General features: G+C 69.7%; 16 protein-coding genes. 6 read left to right on the forward strand and 10 right to left on the reverse strand.

Translation table 11 applies throughout. From position 1 onward, the window contains the following. Positions 1-78: 78 nt before the first annotated feature. Complete coding sequence (locus ATK30_RS35515) at positions 79-282, forward strand: antitoxin (protein ID WP_101439144.1); 204 nt, start codon at positions 79-81, stop codon at positions 280-282. A 64-nt stretch (positions 283-346) separates the two neighbouring features. Here the strand turns inward: ATK30_RS35515 and ATK30_RS35520 are convergent, their stop codons facing one another. Together ATK30_RS35520 and recQ are read right to left on the reverse strand one after the other, a co-directional pair. Continuing rightward, on the reverse strand, positions 347-1,660 hold the full coding sequence (locus ATK30_RS35520; RefSeq protein WP_101439145.1) for a serine hydrolase domain-containing protein: 1,314 nt from the start codon (positions 1,658-1,660) through the stop codon (positions 347-349). A 263-nt stretch (positions 1,661-1,923) separates the two neighbouring features. Then, entirely contained in the window at positions 1,924-3,771 is a 1,848-nt protein-coding gene (recQ, locus tag ATK30_RS35525) for a DNA helicase RecQ (RefSeq protein ID WP_183125438.1), read from the reverse strand. A 233-nt stretch (positions 3,772-4,004) separates the two neighbouring features. On the opposite strand from recQ, the gene ATK30_RS35530 reads away from it, so the two are divergent. After that, positions 4,005-4,448 carry a DUF6314 family protein gene (locus ATK30_RS35530; RefSeq protein WP_101439146.1) on the forward strand — a complete coding sequence of 148 codons (444 nt, stop codon included), beginning with the start codon at positions 4,005-4,007 and terminating at the stop codon, positions 4,446-4,448. Positions 4,449-4,519: 71 nt separating this feature from the next. Here the strand turns inward: ATK30_RS35530 and ATK30_RS45165 are convergent, their stop codons facing one another. Further along, positions 4,520-4,669 carry a hypothetical protein gene (locus ATK30_RS45165; RefSeq protein ID WP_158242549.1) on the reverse strand — a complete coding sequence of 50 codons (150 nt, stop codon included), beginning with the start codon at positions 4,667-4,669 and terminating at the stop codon, positions 4,520-4,522. Between the two features lie 249 nt (positions 4,670-4,918). Here ATK30_RS45165 and ATK30_RS35535 point away from each other — a divergent pair, with 249 nt between their 5' ends. Beyond that, entirely contained in the window at positions 4,919-5,425 is a 507-nt protein-coding gene (locus tag ATK30_RS35535; RefSeq protein WP_101439147.1) for a mycothiol transferase, read from the forward strand. Between the two features lie 680 nt (positions 5,426-6,105). Here the strand turns inward: ATK30_RS35535 and soxR are convergent. Then, positions 6,106-6,573, reverse strand: coding sequence for a redox-sensitive transcriptional activator SoxR (gene soxR, locus ATK30_RS35540; protein WP_101439148.1), 468 nt, complete (start codon positions 6,571-6,573; stop codon positions 6,106-6,108). Between the two features lie 93 nt (positions 6,574-6,666). Between soxR and ATK30_RS35545 the strand changes: the two genes are divergently transcribed. Further along, positions 6,667-7,227 carry an NADPH-dependent FMN reductase gene (locus ATK30_RS35545; RefSeq protein WP_101439149.1) on the forward strand — a complete coding sequence of 187 codons (561 nt, stop codon included), beginning with the start codon at positions 6,667-6,669 and terminating at the stop codon, positions 7,225-7,227. Between the two features lie 207 nt (positions 7,228-7,434). Here ATK30_RS35545 and ATK30_RS35550 read toward each other — a convergent pair whose 3' ends face one another. Beyond that, entirely contained in the window at positions 7,435-8,670 is a 1,236-nt protein-coding gene (locus ATK30_RS35550) for an FAD-dependent oxidoreductase (protein ID WP_101439150.1), read from the reverse strand. A gap of 56 nt (positions 8,671-8,726) precedes the next feature. On the opposite strand from ATK30_RS35550, the gene ATK30_RS35555 reads away from it, so the two are divergent. After that, positions 8,727-9,326: a TetR/AcrR family transcriptional regulator gene (locus ATK30_RS35555; RefSeq protein WP_101439151.1), complete on the forward strand. Its 600-nt coding sequence runs from the start codon at positions 8,727-8,729 to the stop codon at positions 9,324-9,326. Here ATK30_RS35555 and ATK30_RS35560 read toward each other — a convergent pair. The 3 genes from ATK30_RS35560 to ATK30_RS35570 form a co-directional block, all read right to left on the reverse strand. Beyond that, positions 9,323-9,805 carry a hypothetical protein gene (locus ATK30_RS35560; protein ID WP_101439152.1) on the reverse strand — a complete coding sequence of 161 codons (483 nt, stop codon included), beginning with the start codon at positions 9,803-9,805 and terminating at the stop codon, positions 9,323-9,325. The genes ATK30_RS35555 and ATK30_RS35560 overlap by 4 nt on opposite strands. After that, entirely contained in the window at positions 9,802-11,148 is a 1,347-nt protein-coding gene (locus ATK30_RS35565) for a sensor histidine kinase (protein ID WP_208637716.1), read from the reverse strand. Before ATK30_RS35565 ends, ATK30_RS35560 begins: the two co-directional genes overlap by 4 nt. Positions 11,149-11,221: 73 nt before the next feature. Next, positions 11,222-11,902, reverse strand: a complete 681-nt coding sequence (locus ATK30_RS35570; protein ID WP_101441235.1) for a response regulator — start codon at positions 11,900-11,902, stop codon at positions 11,222-11,224. A 217-nt stretch (positions 11,903-12,119) separates the two neighbouring features. On the opposite strand from ATK30_RS35570, the gene ATK30_RS35575 reads away from it, so the two are divergent. Then, the gene (locus tag ATK30_RS35575; RefSeq protein WP_244194824.1) at positions 12,120-12,941 is read left to right on the forward strand and encodes a phosphatase PAP2 family protein; all 822 of its coding nucleotides are present in this window, start codon (positions 12,120-12,122) and stop codon (positions 12,939-12,941) included. 25 nt (positions 12,942-12,966) lie between these two features. Here ATK30_RS35575 and ATK30_RS35580 read toward each other — a convergent pair whose 3' ends face one another. Together ATK30_RS35580 and ATK30_RS35585 are read right to left on the reverse strand one after the other, a co-directional pair. Then, a complete protein-coding gene (locus ATK30_RS35580; protein WP_101439155.1) occupies positions 12,967-13,941 on the reverse strand; it encodes a pirin family protein in 975 nt (324 codons plus the stop codon). A gap of 21 nt (positions 13,942-13,962) precedes the next feature. Beyond that, complete coding sequence (locus tag ATK30_RS35585; RefSeq protein WP_101439156.1) at positions 13,963-14,784, reverse strand: alpha/beta fold hydrolase; 822 nt, start codon at positions 14,782-14,784, stop codon at positions 13,963-13,965. Positions 14,785-14,789 lie beyond the last annotated feature (5 nt).

Below are 14,789 nucleotides of genomic sequence, written 5' to 3' on the forward strand. Positions count from 1 at the left end.
GTTTCGCCGGGAACCCTCGGAGACCGGTCGGCGTTGGGGTAGGTGACGGAAGTTTCCGCAGGGAAGGGACTTTGCGCGATGGCGTTGATGAAGAAACTCACCGTGCTGGCCGGTGCCGCGAGCGCGGTGTCGTACGTGCGGAAGAACCCGGAGAAAGTGAACGAGGCGGTAGGCAAGGCGGCGCGCTTCGTGGACGAGAAGACGAACGGGCGATATCACTCGCAGATCGAGGGAGCTGTCCGGAAGGTCTCGGAGACGACCCGCCCCCGGACGGCCGAGTGAGTCTTGGCCTGACGCTGTCGCATGTTGACTGTCCGTCTCGAATGGTGCCTTCCGCCTGTGAAGACTATCGGCCGACTCGGTAGGCGGCGGCGCCGTTGTGCAGGAAGCGAGCGCGGCCGTCGCCGTCGGTGCCGATGAGGGACAGGACCTGGTGGCCGTCGAGGTTCGGTGCGGTGGTGATGATGGCGCTGTCGCTGAGACGGACGACCTCGACGCGTTTGCGGGACTTGCCGAGAAGCGACTCGGCGGTTTGGTTGCGTGGCCGGTAGGAGAGGAAGGCTCGGTCGTTCTCGACGGCGAGGGTGATGTCGTACAAGGTGGTGCGGTAGGTACCGCACATGCGGTCCGCGTCGATCGGCATCGGGTTCGCGGGAGGCACGGGACGCGATGCAGTCTCGACGCCCGCAAGATCCCGCAGCACCGTGCTGAAGAGCTCATGGGCCAGCTGATCGCCGCTCACGCTGTTGGTCAGCACGGCCATCGCCACGCCCGCCGACGGGACGACGCGCAGGAAAGCCTTCTGCCCTTTGGAGACGCCGGTGTGGCCTACCACGCCGTCGCGGTAGAGCATCCAGCCGAGTCCCCAGCCGACAACGCCGCCGCCGAAGTCCGGGACGGATTCGAGCTGGGGTTCGCGCAGCCCCGCGAGTGTGAGGTCTACGAGGTGCAGGCGGGCGAATTCGAGAAGGTCGCGTGCGCTGACCGCCAAGTGCGAGCCGCTGGGTGTGGAAAAATAGCGGATCGCCCAGTTCCTCGTGGGTGTGAGCTTCCCGCCGGACTCGACGTGGCCGACCGCGGCGCGGTGCAGGATCGCCTCGTACGCGTCGGTGGCGACAGCGGACAGGCCCCATGGCGTTACTAAGTGCTCGCGGAGCACTTGGTTGAAAGGCTTGCCGCGCAGTATCTCCAGCAGTCTGCCGAGCACCACGTACCCGCTGTTGGAGTACGAGAAGACGGTGCCCGGAGCGAAGAGATGGTCTGCGTCGGCGAGCGTGGCGACGAACTTCTCGATCGCGTCGTCGTTGAGGCCTGTGTCGGTGAAGTGATTGCCGTCGATGCCGCCGGTGTGGGTGAGCAGATGGCGAGCGGTCAGGCGGGCAGTGGCCTCCGGGCCGTTCAACCGGAAACCGGGCACGTAGTCGCGAACGGGACGATCGAGATCCAGCAGACCGTCGCTCACCAGTTGCTGGATCAACGTGGCTGTCCAGACCTTGGTGATCGATCCGATCTTGAACACCGAGCCGGTCGTGACCTCGACTTGCGTACGCAGGCTCAGCAGCCCTGCGGCCTCATCGCGGATCTCACCGTCGGCCAGCACAGCGACCTGTGCGCCTGGTACGTCGTACTTCGCGATGAGCTCGCTCAGCCCCCACCCCATCAGACCAGCCTAATGCCCGTGTTCGACGAGTATCGGGACCGACATGGAGGCGTGGTTCTGCTCGACTCGCTCATGCGTTGCCGAACAAGACCTCGAGGACGGATGCGAGCTGCTCGCGATCGGTGCCGAAGCCCGCACCGCTCTTGGCAAATGCGGTTCCTTCGCCGAGTTTTCGGATCGCGACGCATCGCGTAGCTACGCTATGTGTCGACTGTCTCAGGCGGCGACCGTGAGTAGCTGTACCGGGGCTTCACCCGGAAACGTCACTCCTCAGCCAGCGCCGCGAGCACGCCCTCCCCGTACTTCGTCAGCTTGCTCTCGCCGATCCCGCTCACCGTGCCCAGTGCGTCGAGGGTCGTCGGCTTCAGCGCGGCGATCTGGCGCAGCGTGGCGTCGTGGAAGATGAAGTACGCCGGGACGCCTTGTTCCTTCGCCGTTGCCGCGCGCCAGGCACGCAGGCGCTCGAACACCGGTGCCGCTTCCTCGGGCATCTCGATCGGAGCAGCCGCCGCCGTGCGGCGGGAGGTTCGCGGGGCGCGCGCCGGGCGTTCCGGTTCGCGCCGCAACAGTACTTCTTGGGAGCCGTTCAGCACCGCCGTCGAGCCTTCGGTCAGCACCAGCGACCCGTAATCCCCTTCGACCGCGAGCAGGTTGCGGGCCAGCAGTTGCCGCACCACCGCGCGCCATTCCGGTTCGCGCAGTTCGGTGCCGATGCCGAAGACCTTCAGCGTGTCGTGCTGGAACTGGGTGACCTTCGGGGTTGTCTTCCCCAGCAGGATGTCGATGATCTGGCCCGCACCGAACTTCTGCCGTCGTTCGTTGCGCAGCCGGACCACTGTGGACAGCAGTTTCTGCGCGGGAATGGTGCCGTCCCAGCGTTCCGGCGGAGTCAAGCAAGTGTCGCAGTTCCCGCACGGCTGGCCGGACTGCCCGAAGTACGCGAGGATCTGCGTGCGCCGGCATTCGACCGTCTCGCACAGCGCCAGCATCGCGTGCAGGTGCTGGGCCTGCAGGCGGCGGTGCATTTCGTCGCCCTCGGAGTTGTCGATCATTTTGCGTTGCTGCACTACGTCTTGCAGCCCGTACGCGAGCCAGGCGGTCGACGGCAGCCCGTCACGGCCCGCGCGGCCGGTTTCCTGGTAGTAGCCTTCGACGGACTTCGGCAGGTCCAGGTGTGCGACGAACCGCACGTCCGGTTTGTCGATGCCCATGCCGAACGCGATCGTGGCGACCACGACGAGCCCGTCCTCGCGCAGGAACCTCGACTGGTTCCTCGCGCGGGTCGCCTTGTCGAGCCCGGCGTGGTACGGCAGCGCCGGGATTCCGTTCTGCACCAGGAAATCCGCCGTCTTCTCCACCGACGCGCGGGACAGGCAGTAGACGATTCCGGCGTCGCCCTGGTGCTCGGTGCGCAGGAGTTCGAGCAGCTGCTTCTGCGGCGAGTTCTTCGGCACGATCCGGTACTGGATGTTCGGCCGGTCGAAGCTCGCGACGAAGTGCTTCGCGCTGTCCAGTCCGAGCCGCTGCGAGATTTCCTTGTGCGTGGCCTCGGTCGCGGTGGCGGTGAGCGCGATCCGGGGCACGTCCGGCCAGCGTTCGTGCAGCGACGACAGCATCAGGTAGTCGGGCCGGAAATCGTGGCCCCACTGGGAGACGCAGTGCGCCTCGTCGATCGCGAACAGGGCGATCTTGCCGCGGTCGAGCAGCCGCACGGTGGATTCGACCGACAGCCGTTCGGGCGCGAGGTAGAGCAGGTCCAGTTCGCCCGCGACGAACGCCTCCTCCACCTCCTGCCGCTGCGCGAAATCCTGGGTGGAGTTGAGGAATCCGGCGCGCACGCCGACGTTGCGCAGCGCGTCGACCTGGTCCTGCATCAGCGCGATGAGCGGCGAGATCACGACGCCGACGCCCGGCCGCACCAGCGCCGGGATCTGGTAGCACAGCGATTTCCCGCCGCCGGTGGGCATGAGCACCAGCGCGTCGCCGCCGGAGATCACGTGCTCGACGATCTCCGCCTGGTCGCCGCGGAACGCGTCGTAGCCGAAGACGCGCTGCAGGGTCTCGAGAGCGGGGGAACGGGTGGCCTGCTCGGCCAGATCGGGGTGCGCCACGCGGCCGATTCTAGGGCGGGAGGCCGTCCGGGCGAGCCTGCCCCGCCGGGTCCGGCGCGAGAGTCCCCGTCGCGCTGGCCGTTTTCGGGCGGTGTAGCGGGCCCGGTCGCGCAGGGTGAGCAGCAAGGCGACTGGTAGCTGTTGGGATGACGGGACCCTTCATGACGTCCCCGTGACAGACGGTGTCGAGACTTCAGTCCCAGTGCCGTTCGCATTCGGTCCCGAGGCGCACAATGGGACCCGTGGCTTTTCCGATCGATGACCTGACCGGGTATTTCTCGGGCGAATGGCTGCTCGCGCGCGAAATCGTCGACGTCGACGGGGCGGCGATGGGCGAGGCGAGCGGCCGCGCGACGTTCACCTCCGACGACGGGGTGCTCGTCTACCACGAGTCGGGAGAGCTGCAGCTCGGAGCGCATCGCGGACCGTTTGTCCGCACTCTGCACTACCGGCCGGCCGGAGGCTCGCGCGCCGCGGTCCACTTCGACCACGGCGGGTTCTTCCACGACCTGGACCTGGCGACCGGGGAGTGGACGGCCGATCATCCGTGCGCCGCCGACTGGTATCGCGGGGCTTACCGCGTGCTCGACGACCGCCAGTGGGTACAGGAGTGGGTGGTGACCGGACCAGCCAAGGATCATGTGATCACCAGCCGGTTCACCCGAGCGGACAAGTGATCTTCCCAGGCCCGATTCCGCACCGCCGCGCTCGGCACGCGGCGGATATCGAAGCGAATGTCCTGCGTGGACTACTTGCGCCGGTTGCGCAGGATCACCAGCAGAACCACTATCGCCGAAACCGCGCAAGCCGCGGTGATCACCATGCCCGCCCAGGTGGGAATCGCGACACCGGCGATGTTGTCGAATCCGGGCAGGGCGCGGGGCGCGGGGATCGCCACGGGGCCCTCCGTTCGCGTCGTCGGCGTGCAGGTTGCTTGCGTGCCGGAGTTTACCTGACGTCGGACGCCACCGTCAGGTCCGAAGTGGACGGTTGCGGTCACCGTTGGTAGTCAGCGGATTTACCCCTGCTGAAGCGGTTTGGCCGGTGCGAGTGGACCCCTCGCGCCGCTCGAGTCACAGTGCTGGGCACAGACGGATCTTCGAGGCATGATCGAGGCAAGCGCACGACGACGGAGGAGGAGCGCGAGATGAATGTGGCCGATCTGCTCGTGGACGGATTCGGCCGGGTGCGGGAAGTGGTGCACCAGGCAGTCGACGGGCTGACCGCGGAGCAGCTGGCGGCGCGACCCGGCCCGGACGCCAACTCGATCGGCTGGCTGGTCTGGCATTTGGCGAGGGTGCAGGACGACCACGTCGCGGACGTCGCGGGCACCGACCAGCTCTGGACGGCCAAGGACTGGCGCGAGAAATTCGACCTGCCGTTCCCGGCAGGCGACATCGGCTACGGGCACAGCAGCGACGACGTCGCCAAGGTGCGGCCGCAGTCGCCGGATTTGCTCACCGGCTACTACGACGCCGTGCACGAGCACACGGTGTCCTGGGTGACCAGCCTCGACGAGGCGGCGCTGGACCGCGTGGTCGACGAAGGCTGGAACCCACCGGTGACGCTCGGCGTCCGGCTGGTCAGCGTGCTGTCCGACGACCTCCAGCACGCCGGACAAGCCGCCTACGTGAGGGGGCTGCTGCTGGGATGACCGCATTGGGGTGACTGACGCTCTGGGCGAGTGACCGGTCCCGCCCGGAGAGCGACAATCGGCTGGGGATAGGGGGCCTGCGTGCGGCAGACGTAGCGGCGTGGCATCGGTCGGTAAGCCGAGTGCTTCGCCTTGCAGGCGCCATGCGGCGAGGCCTGGGCGGTTGCGGTCGCCTGCGGGCAGTGGCCCTTATTCGTCGGACGGGGCGGGAGCATCCGACCGGTCGGCTAGCTGCGTCGGCTTGCACGTGGTGCGTCGCCAGATCCGGACGTCAAGCCTGTGAGTCCGTAGCCGGGGACGGCGGGCGTGCTGCGTGCGGCTGTTCGCGTCCAGTGCTTGCGGACCGCGTGCCAGGTATGGCGGGCTGTCGCGCGGGGTCGGCGGCGCGAGGCCGTGGGCTGCTCAGGTTTCGGCGGTGGGTGGGGGCGGGGCGGTGAGTCGGGCTGAGCGCGGCTGGCTGGTGACGCGCGGCGGCACTCCCGGGCCGGGAGACCTCGGTGCCGTAAGCCTGCACACTGCGGGAACCTGCGGCCTGCGGGAACCTGCGGCGTGCGGGAACCTGCGGCCTGCGGGAACCTGCGGCGTGCGGGAACCTGCGGCCTGCGGGAACCCGCGGCCTGCGGGAACCTGCGGCCTGCGGGAACCCGCAGCCTCCGCGAAACCTCAGCTGCCGAGCGCCGTCATTCGTACTCCGTTCCCCGGTGGTCCGGCAGCCGTCGTGGGCCGGGGCCGTCGTGGCCTAGTTGGTCGTTCGGGTTGGCGAGGCGGCATTTGGCCAGGGACATGCAGCCGCAGCCGATGCAGTCGTTCAGCTGGTCCCGGAGTTGTTCCAGCTGGCGGATGCGGTGGTCCAGGTCGGAGCGCCAGCAGGACGAGATGCGGGACCAGTCGGCGCGGGTCGGGGTCCGGTCGTCCGGCAGGAGGGCCAGCACGTCACGAATCTGCGCCAGCGGCATGCCCACCCGCTGCGACATGCGGATGAACGTGACCCGCCGCAGGGCGTCGCGGCGGTAACGGCGCTGGTTGCCCGCGGTGCGCCTGCTGCGGATCAGGTTTTCGTCCTCGTAGAACCGCAGGGCCGACGCCGGTACGCCGCTCCGGCGGGAGAGTTCGCCCACGGTCAGTTCGGGCAGCTCCGTCTTCGCCATGCGCTCAGCATAGCTTGACTTAAAGGGAGCTTGAAGTTCGAGACTCGCTTCCGGAGGCGGGAAACCTGTTCCGCCCCGGGAAAGGAGAAAAACGTGTCCGAAGCTCCCGTCCGGCTCGCTGTGCTCGTCGGCAGTGCCCGGGAAGGGCGGTTCGCCCCCACGGTCGCGCGATGGTTCGCCCGCCAGGCCGACCGGCACGGCGGGTTCGCGGTCGACGTCCTCGACGTCGCCGAGATCTCGTTGCCGCTCGCGATGAACGGCGAGGGGGCCGAGCCCGTCGCCGCCCGGCTCGAAGCGGCGGACGCGTTCGTCGTGATCACGCCGGAGTACAACCACAGCTACCCGGCCGCGCTCAAGAACGTCCTCGACTGGTTCCGCGGCGAATGGCAGGCAAAACCGGTCGCTTTCGTCTCCTACGGCGGGATTTCCGGCGGGCTGCGCGCGGTCGAACACCTCCGTCCGGTCTTCGCGGAACTGCACGCGGTCACCATCCGCGAAACCGTCAGCTTCCACGGAGCGCACGGCCGGTTCGGGGAGAACGGCGAACCGGTCGACCCGGCCGCGGAGACTGCGGCGAAGGCGTTGCTTGACCAGCTCGAGTGGTGGGCTCGTGCGTTGCAGGAGGCGCGAGTGATGCGGGCGTACCCGGCGTAGCTGTGGCGGGGCGGCGACGGTCGGCGCGGGCGGGTCTTGCCCAGGTGGGCGGTGTGCTCTCGACGGCATCGCTTCTCCCGCCCTAGCTTCCCACTGCAAGAGCGGCGAAGGCCGAGAGACACTCCCAGCCGTCTCCGCCTTCCCGGACAGCACCGGCCGGGCCGTGCTTGCGTGGCGGCTGATCAACCGTGCCCGCAGAGGCAAAGCTCACCCGGCGTAACTGTCCACACCAGACCGCCGCGCGAAGGCAGGGGCGTGTTCCGGCCGAATCCCCACGCCGCCAAGGTAAGCGGTCATCCCGGAAAGCACCGGGAATCGTTGCAGCATTCGCATCGGCGCGGGCAGGCGGTTCAGGGTTCTGTCGAGAGCCGGGCGCAGCAACATTGCGTGTTCGCCCCGTTGGCTGGACTGCACCGCGACAGTGGGCAGCAGCCGGCGGCGGCGGATCGCGGCCAGGCGGGACGTCGGAACTTCCCCGCGTCGCAACGGTTCCGCGAGCAGCCGGGCGGTCGCGACGGCGTCCTGCACGGCGAGGTTCACGCCGACGCCGCCCACCGGCGACATCGGGTGGGCCGCGTCGCCGATGCACAACGCTCCCGGCGCGTGCCAGCGCGGCAGCAGGCCCATGGTCACCTCTAGCAGCTTCACGTCGTCCCACGAACGGACGGCGGACAACTGCGCGGGCGTCCAGCCGAACAACTCTCCCAGCCGCGAACGGAATCCGTCGATGAGGCCGGAGCGCAGCCGCGCGTCTTGGCCGCGGGGGATGAGGTACGAGGTCTGGTAGTAGTCGCCGCGATCCATGGTCACCGAGGCGTATCCGGGCCCGAACCTCGCGAACACCCCCGGTTCGCCCGGTCCGGCTTTCGGCACCCGGACCTGCCAAACGTCCATCGGGACTTCCGACTCCCGCAGTGCGAGGCCGAGTTCACGGCGCACCGTCGACCAGCGTCCGTCGCAGCCGACGGTCAGCGGGGCTTCGAGTGCGGCAACGGCACCGGTGTCGTCGCGGTAGTTCACGCCGGTCACGCGGCCGCCTTCGCGGCGCAGGGAAACGACGGAAGCGCCCATGCGCAGGGAGAATTTCGGTTCGGCCGCACCGGCTTCGGCCAGCAGGCCCAGGAATTCGGCTTGCGGCACCATCGCGATGTGCTTGTGCGGGCCGCGCAGTCTGCTGAAATCGGCGGCCACCACGGTCTCTTCGCCGATCTCCATTTTCATCCGCTCCAGGACCGAACGGGACAGAGCGGCGAACTGGCCGCCAAGGCCCAGTTCGTCCAGCAGCCGCAGGGTCGACGGGTGCACGGTGTCGCCGCGGAAGTCCCGCAGGAAGTCGCGGTGTTTTTCCAGCACCACCACCTCGACCCCGGCCCGCGCCAGCAGCAGGCCCAGCATCACGCCGGCCGGGCCGCCCCCGGCCACCACGCATCCGGTCCGCTCCATCGGGACCTCCAATCTTAGAGACACTCTAAGTTTAGAGTAACGCTAAGATCCACGCTATGACCGGGTTGCGGGAAGAGAAGAAACGGCGGACCCGCCAGGCGCTGATCGAGGCCGCGCTCACGTTGTTCGACGAGCAGGGCTACGACGGCACGACCGTCGCCGAGATCTCCGCGCGGGCGAGGGTGTCCCCGGCGACCTACTTCAACTACTTCGCCGCCAAAGAGGACGTGGTCTTCGCTGACCAGCATCTTTACGACGAGGTGGTGGACGAGGTCTTCGCGGCGGCGGAGCCGGGCGCACCGGTGGCCGAGCTGGTGACCAGAACCGTCCACGCGCTGGCGACGGCGGACGCGTGGAGTTTTCCCCTGGACCATCCGCTCACGGAGGTGCGGACGCGACTGCTGGCTGGGGTGCCCGCGTTGCGCGCCGGATACCTGCTGCGCAACGCCGCGGTAGGCGATCGGTGGGCGGAGAAGCTCTACGAGACGTGTGCGCCGCAGCTGGACCGGGTCGAGGCTGCCGCGTTGACGGGTGCGGTGCTGGGCGCGTTGGAAGCGGCGTTGCGGCAGGTGCCGCAAGGACACAGCGCGACGGAGGTCGTCCTGGGCATCGTCGAGCGGGTGGTGTACGGGTTTGTGCCCAAGGCGAAAGACTAGTTGCAGTACAAGGATTCGAGTTTGGTGTCCGAGGCGACGACGGTGATCCCTTTGCCGACCGGCTGCCCGGTCGCCGCCATTGACGCGGACACAGTGCAGACCACCTGCTGCAGACCGATGGGGTAGAGCGATTTCATCGATTCCGCGACGGTTACGGTGACCGGAAGCTTGGAGGCGTCGACTGTGACGTGCTGGCCGGGCGTGAGCATCGAGTTGAAACCCTCTTGCTCTTCCTGGCGCGTCGGACCGCCGAACAGTTCGGTCAGCACTGTCGTGGGGGTCGCGTCCTTCGCCCAGGCGCGTTGCACCGGGCTGATCTGTCCCGCGTAGACGAAGTAGAGCGTGATCTGCGGACGCGGCTCGCCCAGCTGGAACCCGCCGGGCGCCTCGCCGGCGGAGATCACTCCGGTCGGCTGGATGCCGCAGCCGGCCAGGAGAAAGACCGAGATCAGCGCCAAGACAAGCCGGGGAAGTTTCATCGCTCCTCCTGCGCGGTGCGGGGCAGCCGGAGCGTGAACCGCGCCCCGTCGCCGGTGTTCGCCGCTTCGATGTCGCCGCCGTGCAGCCGGGCGTTCTCCAGCGCGATCGACAACCCGAGGCCGCTGCCTTCGGAACGGGCCCGCGAGGTGTCGGCCTTCGCGAAGCGGTCGAACACCTTCGGCAGCACCTCCTCGGGGATCCCCGGGCCGTGATCGCTGACCGTCAGCGAGACCGTCGCATCGTCGGCGGTCACCCGGATTTCGACCGGCGGTGCGCCGTGGCGCAGGGCGTTGCCGACGAGGTTGGCGACCACGAGGTCGAGCCGCCGAGGGTCGGCGGGCACGGTGACGCTGGGCAGGTCGGCCGCCACGGAGTCGGTCCAGCCGCGGGCGGCGAGGCTGTTCGCCACCGCCTCGGCGAGGTCGACCTGTTCGACCCGCAGTTCGGCCCGTCCGGCGTCGAACCGGGAGATCTCGACCAGGTCCTGCACGAGCCGCGTCAGCCGGCGCGTTTCGGCCGACACCAGCCGTGCCGCCACCGCGGTGTCCGCGGGCAACTGGTCGGCGTCTTCGTCGAGGACGTCGGTGACCACGTTCATCGCGGCCAGCGGGGTGCGCAGCTCGTGCGAGACGTCCGCGACGAACCGGCGCGCGTCGGCCTCCATTTCGCGCAGCGAGCCGACGGTGCGCTCCAGTTCCGCCGCGGTGTGGTTGAACGTGGTGACCAGCTGGGCCAGCTCGTCGGAACCCTTGGCGGGCAACCGAACGTCGAGCTGTCCGTCGCCGAGTTTGCGCGCCGCCGAATTCAGCGCGCGCACCGGCTGCAGCACCTGCCGCGCGGCCAGCAGCGCCAGCGCGACCGCGACCGGCAGGGCCAGCGCGGTCATCTGCCACGCGCGGGTCGCCAGCTGCTCGATCGCGGTCTGCTGGGTGGCGAGCGGGACCGTTTTGTACACCTCGATGCCGGTGTGTTCGCCCTGCTTCGCGCCGTAGCGCAGCAGCGGCATCCCGATGTAGAGCACCGGACGGCCGCCCTCGAGGACCCGCTGGAACTGGATGGTGGTCCCCGCCGCGACCTCGCTGCGCAGGCCGGCGGGGATGTCCGCCGGATTCAGCCCGACGCGCGAATGCAGCGAGCCGAACACCACGGTCGTGATGCCCTTGAGCGAGCTCGCCATGTTGTCGAGCTGCCGCTGGTCGGGCGGGAGCGTCAGCTGCGGCAGGTACGTCCTGACCTCGTCGCGCAGCTGCACCATCGCCGGATCCTGCACGCCGGCCAGGATCGTGTTGCGCGCGGTCACATAGCTCGCGCCCGCCGCCGCGCCCGCGCCGACCAGGGTCATCGCCGCGAACGCCAGCACCAGCCGCAGGCGCAGCCCGGACGCCCACGACCGGAGCCGCTTCACGACCCGGCCCTCACGAGCGACCGAACCGGTAGCCGAAGCCGCGGACGGTCTGCACGTGGTCCGGCCGCGCCGGAACGTCCTCGATCTTCGCGCGCAGCCGCTGCACGCACGCGTCGACCAGGCGGGAATCGCCGAGATAGTCGTGCCCCCACACGGAGGCGAGCAGCTGGCTGCGGCTGTACACCTGGCCCGGCGTGCGCGAGATCTCCAGCAGCAGCTTCAGCTCGGTCGGCGTGAGCGAAACCTGCTCGCCGTGCTTGCACACCAGCATCCCGGCCCGGTCGATCACCAGGTCGCCGTGCTGTTCGGGACCCGCGGCACCGGGTTCGGCGGCGGTGCGGCGCAGCACCGCGCGGATCCGGGCGTCGAGCACACGCGGTTCGATCGGCTTCACGACATAGTCGTCCGCGCCCGCTTCGAGGCCGGCGACGACGTCGAAATCGTCGCTGCGCGCGGTGAGCATGATGATCGGCACCTGGCCGAGCGCGCGGATCCGGCGGCAGGTCTCGAATCCGTCGATGCCGGGCAGCATCAGGTCGAGCACCACGAGCTCCGGCGCGCGTTCGCGCAGCTGGGTCACGCCGTCCTCGCCGGTCGCGGCGGTGTGCACCGTGTGTCCCTGACGGCGCAGCGCCAGCTCCATGCCCGCGCGGACGGACGCGTCGTCCTCGATCACCAACACCACTGCCACAAGGGCCATTATTCGGACTGTTCGCGGATCCGCGCGAGCCGGGCCGATCTTGTAGCGAAACCATGACACAGCCCAGACGGGATCCCGAAATCCCGCGGCCAGGCTCGAAGGCATGGCAGTGCTGACTCCTCACCCCCCTACTCGCCCTCCGACGTCCGAAGCGCGCCCGACCTCGCCCCGGCACGCGCTCGCCCCTCGCCGGCGTTCGCGGACCGCCGTGCTGGTCGCGGCCGCGATCGGGTTCGCGGGCGCGTTCGTCGTCGCCTATCTGCTGTTCGTGCGGACCGAGGCCGGGCAGCGCGCCGAGGACGGAGTGGTCCGCTTCGCGCAGAACCTTCCGCGGTCCACTGTGGACTGGGCGCGGCCGCTGGCCGGGGTCGACGGGGTCGAGGTGTTCGGGGCGGCCGGAATCGTCATCGTGGCGCTTGCGGTGCTGCGCAAGCGATTCGCGCTCGGCGTGACCGCGCTGGTGCTGTATTTGCTGCCGCTGGCCGCCGCGCAGCTGCTCAAGATCTACCTGCTGGACCGGCCCGACGTCGGTTCGGCCGGAGCTCCGCACCACAACAGCTTTCCGAGCGGGCACGTGAGCGCGGCGACCGCCGTGCTGCTGGCACTGGCCGTGGTGCTGCCCGCGCGGTTCCGGACCTGGGTGCTCGTCGTGGGTGCGCCCGGCGTCGCCTGGGTGGCCGCGGCGACCGTCGCGCTCAGCTGGCACCGGCTGTCGGACACCGTGGGCGCGTGCCTGCTGGTGGCCGCGGTCGTGTCGGCGGGCGCGGCGGTCGTCTCGGCGCGCCGTCCGGACGGCGGCCGGATTCCGCCGGTGCTGACGGCGGTCGCGCTGCTCGGGCCGGTCGCGGTGGTGCTGGGCGGCTACGCGGTGCTCGCGTCGGCGACGTCGGTGCCCGCCCGGTTCATCGCGGCACTGGTGCTCGCGGCGTTGAGTGCGATGGCGGTGGTGTTGCTGGCCGCCGGACCACTCCGGCGGGTGAACTTCGACCCGTCCGGGGCGCGGAACCGGTTGTGTGCTGGTGAGCGTTGATCCCGGCGCTAGCCGCGATCGCCGCTCACGAGGGGTTCCGGCGCGGTTTGATCCGCACCGCGGGCAGCGGGGGAGCGGGCAGCCGCGCCGGGCCGCCGGGGTACGGCTCGATCGCGCCGAACTGGTCGGAATTCGCCTCCCACGCCGCGCGGTACTCGGCGATCTCGTCGTGGCTGCGGCCGACGAAGTTCCACCACATCAGGATTTCCTCGCCGAACGGCGGTCCGCCGAGCACGATCGCGCGGGCGGGCCCGGGCCCGGGGTTGTGCAGGTCGAGCGTGGTCGCGCCGATGCCGAGGTAGCCGAGTTGCGCCTGCCGCAGCGGGGTGCCCGCGAAGGCGAACTCTCCGGTGTCGAGCAGGACGCCGTGCTCGAAGGACGGGTCCGCGTCGAGGCTGATCCTCGCACCCGGGTCGAGGACGATTTCCGCGCCCAGCAAGGGAGTGAACGTCTTCACCGGCGAGGTTTCCCCGGCCAGCGAGCCGAGGAAGACGCGCGCGGTGGCTCCGCCGAGTTCGGCGGCCGGCGGGACGTAGTGCTGGAAGTCGCGGGCGGTGTGGCGGTGCTCGTCCGGCAGCGCGACCCAGAGCTGGACCCCGTGCAGCGTGGTGGTTTCCGGCGTCGACACCTCTTCGTGGCAGATACCGTGCCCGCCGGTCATCAGGTTCAGCTCTCCGGGCCGGACCATCGCGTGCGAGCCGAGGCTGTCGCGGTGCTCGATCTCGCCGGTGAACAGCCAGCTCACCGTCTGCAGTCCGGTGTGCGGATGCGGGCCCACGGACATGCCGCCGCTGACGGAGGTGTCGTCGGGGCCGTAGTGGTCGGCGAAGCACCACGCGCCGATGAGCGATCGCTGGCGTTGCGGCAGCGTGCGGCGGACCGGCATCGCCCGTGGCCCGCCGAGCGGGACGGAGCGGGCCTCGAGGATCTCGACCTTGCCGGGGGCGACGGGGTCGCCGCCGCACGCTAGTTCGGCCGGGTCGGCCTCGACGTTGCTCATGCTGGACACGATAACCGGCGGTCAGCGGGGAACAAGGTCGCGGAGCCAGTCGAGCGCGGTCGGGAGCGCGTTGAGCACCGAGACGTGCCCGTCGCGCGGACGCGACCACAGTTCCGCGTCCGGGAGATTCCGCAGGAGCCATTCGCCGTGGCGGAACGGCACGACCCGGTCGTCGCCGTGCACCAGCAGCACCGGAACGCGTACGTCGGCAACAGCAAAGCCCCACGGCGCGACGTAAGCGAGATCGTCGTCGGCTTCCGCGGCGACGTCGGACGCGGCACCGGCGTCTTGAGCCAGCGGCGCCCACGTGCCGCGCAAGGCCGCCCAGTCCGCGCCGGTGAAGCTCGCCGGGTCGAATTCCTGCGTTTCTCCGTGCCGCAGCCGGGTTTCGCGGCCCTCGCGGGCGGCCCGCAGCGAGCTGTCGTCGGCCATCCCGCCGTACCAGTCGTACTCCTCGGAGAACGGCGCCAAGCTGGCGAGGCACACCGCGGCCGCCACTCGATCCGGCAGCTTCGCGGCGCAAGCCAGGGCGTGCGGCCCGCCGCCGGACGCTCCCATCACCGCGAAGCGCCGCAGGTCCAGTGCGTCCGCCACCTGAAGGACGTCCGCAGCGGCCGACCCCATCGTCCTCCCGATCTCCGGAGTGGACTCGGCGTATCCGGGCCGGGCATAGGAAACGACCCGAAAGCCTCGCGCGGCCGCGGCCTCGACGACGGGCGAGAGCAAGCGACCGGATTGCGGAGTCCCGTGGTGCCACACCACCGGAAGGCCGTCGCCGCCACTGTCGTGGACCCGGAGGTTCCGGCCGTCCGGCAGCGGCAGATCGGTGGCAGTCGTCGCCATGCCGG

It is taken from the genome of Amycolatopsis echigonensis (genome assembly GCF_002846615.1).
GTDB classification, from domain to species: Bacteria; Actinomycetota; Actinomycetes; order Mycobacteriales; family Pseudonocardiaceae; genus Amycolatopsis; species Amycolatopsis echigonensis.

What these genes read in the sequence shown, in the direction of transcription:
- ATK30_RS35515 (WP_101439144.1), top strand. Translation starts at nt 79, where the DNA reads ATGGCGTTGATGAAGAAACTCACCGTGCTGGCCGGTGCCGCGAGCGCG.
- ATK30_RS35520 (WP_101439145.1), bottom strand. Translation starts at nt 1,660, where the DNA reads ATGGGGTGGGGGCTGAGCGAGCTCATCGCGAAGTACGACGTACCAGGC.
- ATK30_RS35530 (WP_101439146.1), top strand. Translation starts at nt 4,005, where the DNA reads ATGGGACCCGTGGCTTTTCCGATCGATGACCTGACCGGGTATTTCTCG.
- ATK30_RS35535 (WP_101439147.1), top strand. Translation starts at nt 4,919, where the DNA reads ATGAATGTGGCCGATCTGCTCGTGGACGGATTCGGCCGGGTGCGGGAA.
- soxR (WP_101439148.1), bottom strand. Translation starts at nt 6,573, where the DNA reads ATGGCGAAGACGGAGCTGCCCGAACTGACCGTGGGCGAACTCTCCCGC.
- ATK30_RS35550 (WP_101439150.1), bottom strand. Translation starts at nt 8,670, where the DNA reads ATGGAGCGGACCGGATGCGTGGTGGCCGGGGGCGGCCCGGCCGGCGTG.
- ATK30_RS35555 (WP_101439151.1), top strand. Translation starts at nt 8,727, where the DNA reads ATGACCGGGTTGCGGGAAGAGAAGAAACGGCGGACCCGCCAGGCGCTG.
- ATK30_RS35560 (WP_101439152.1), bottom strand. Translation starts at nt 9,805, where the DNA reads ATGAAACTTCCCCGGCTTGTCTTGGCGCTGATCTCGGTCTTTCTCCTG.
- ATK30_RS35565 (WP_208637716.1), bottom strand. Translation starts at nt 11,148, where the DNA reads ATGACCCTGGTCGGCGCGGGCGCGGCGGCGGGCGCGAGCTATGTGACC.
- ATK30_RS35580 (WP_101439155.1), bottom strand. Translation starts at nt 13,941, where the DNA reads ATGAGCAACGTCGAGGCCGACCCGGCCGAACTAGCGTGCGGCGGCGAC.
- ATK30_RS35585 (WP_101439156.1), bottom strand. Translation starts at nt 14,784, where the DNA reads ATGGCGACGACTGCCACCGATCTGCCGCTGCCGGACGGCCGGAACCTC.